The organism is Oleiphilus sp. HI0067 (assembly GCF_001635735.1).
Window position 1 is genome coordinate 1 of record NZ_LWFI01001137.1, and the last position, 1,790, is coordinate 1,790.

The following is a 1,790-nucleotide window of genomic DNA, read 5'->3' on the forward strand; positions in this document are numbered from 1 at the left end:
CTAACTAACAGTTATTCTCCAACATGCATTGAGGCGATCGCACAATGAATCAGGAAAGTTTATTTAATGAAAGCCTTCCAAAGCAAAATGAACCAGAACTGATTCAGTTGTCAGGAGGTAATCTTTCATTTTTTTCGCCGTTTCTCGATGACCATACAGCCGGGCAACTTTTTCAAATTCTATTGGATGAACTGAATTGGCAACAACCAGAAATACGAGTTTATGGCCGCTATCAACGTATTCCAAGGCTGCAGGTTTGGATGGGAGATGCGGAAAATAGCTACAACTACTCCGGCAAATTATTCCAGCCGACACCTTGGCATGATGCAGTGTTAACCATCAAAGAGCGAGTCGAAATACTGACCAGTTGCGCTTACAACTCAGTATTGATCAATCAGTACCGAGACGGGCAAGATTCCGTTTCTTGGCATAGCGACGATGAGTCAGAGCTAGACTCTGATACTCCAATCGCATCGGTATCGCTTGGTATAACACGAAAGTTCGAACTCAAGCCAAATGATGGCATCGAAACCAAACAGTCGATAGAGCTAAAACACAACACCTTGTTGGTGATGTCACCAGACGTTCAAACTCACTGGAAGCATCAGATACCCAAACAACGACATATAAAAGAGCCTCGAATCAATTTAACATTTCGCAAAATCAACTAAGGCGCTACGCACCTTCTTGTTCATTTTCTGCAGTACGCAATGCATCGAACTTTTGCAAAATAGATCCATACATTGATCGAACAGGATAATTTCCATCCTTATCTTTAACCCCCGGATGCTCTCCTAACAATAATTCAAGCGCTTCATCTACCCGTTCAACTGTGTAGATATGGAAGCGCTTGGCTTTGATTGCATCGCGAACTTTTTTACTCAACATCAAATTGATCTGGTTAGTAGAGGGCAAGATAACAGCTTGCTCTCCCGTCAAACCAAGAATCTCACATGCATCAAAGAAGCCTTCAATCTTCTCGTTCACACCGCCAACTGGCTGAACCTCACCAAATTGATTCACCGAGCCGGTTACAGCAAAATTTTGCTTAATTGGCCGTTCACCTAACGAAGAAACTAACGCGCATAATTCAGCCAACGATGCGCTATCACCATCAACTTCTCCATAAGACTGCTCAAAGGCAATACTTGCAGACAAAGGCATCGGCTTATACTTCGCAAACAAAGTCGAAAGATAAGATGAAAGAATCATCACACCTTTCGTGTGAATATTTCCGCCTAGACGCGCATTGTGCTCAATATCAATGATATCGCCATCACCAAAGTAGCAATTCGCAGTCACCCTATTCGGCATACCGAACTCGGCTCCACCTGTACTCAAAACTGAGAGCGCATTGATTTGTCCGATCACAGCCCCTTCGACACTTAGCAAAGTGGAACCATTGCTTAGGGTGTGAAACATTTGATCTTTGATACGACTGTTACGCATTAAGTTACTTTCTAAAGCCCTCTCTACATGAGCACAACGAATCATGTTCGAGCTTTGTTCTTGGGCCCAGTAATTACTTTCACGCAACAAGTTGGCGATATCCGACGCGTGCAGAGAAAGCTTACTTTGGTCTTCTGCTTGTCGTGAACTATGTTCAATCACTCGAGCGATCGCTTTGCGATCACAATGCAGAAAAGACTTCTCGTGAACCAAACTTGAAATGAACTGCGCATAATGAGATTCAGAGCTTGGCGTTCTAGGCATTTCGTTCTCAAAGTCAGCAGCCACTTTGAAGAGCTCTGTGAACTCAGGATCATAATGCTGAAGCAGTAAATAAGTCT

General features: G+C 43.4%; 2 protein-coding genes. One reads left to right on the forward strand and one right to left on the reverse strand.

All coding sequences use genetic code 11. From position 1 onward, the window contains the following. Nucleotides 1-44 precede the first annotated feature (44 nt). Nucleotides 45-671, forward strand: a complete 627-nt coding sequence (locus A3739_RS16535) for an alpha-ketoglutarate-dependent dioxygenase AlkB (protein WP_068478760.1) — start codon at nucleotides 45-47, stop codon at nucleotides 669-671. Between the two features lie 4 nt (nucleotides 672-675). On the opposite strand, the gene A3739_RS16540 is transcribed toward A3739_RS16535, so the two are convergent. After that, a partial coding sequence (locus tag A3739_RS16540; protein ID WP_156502633.1) for a Lon-insertion domain-containing protein occupies nucleotides 676-1,790 on the reverse strand: 1,115 nt, incomplete at its 5' end.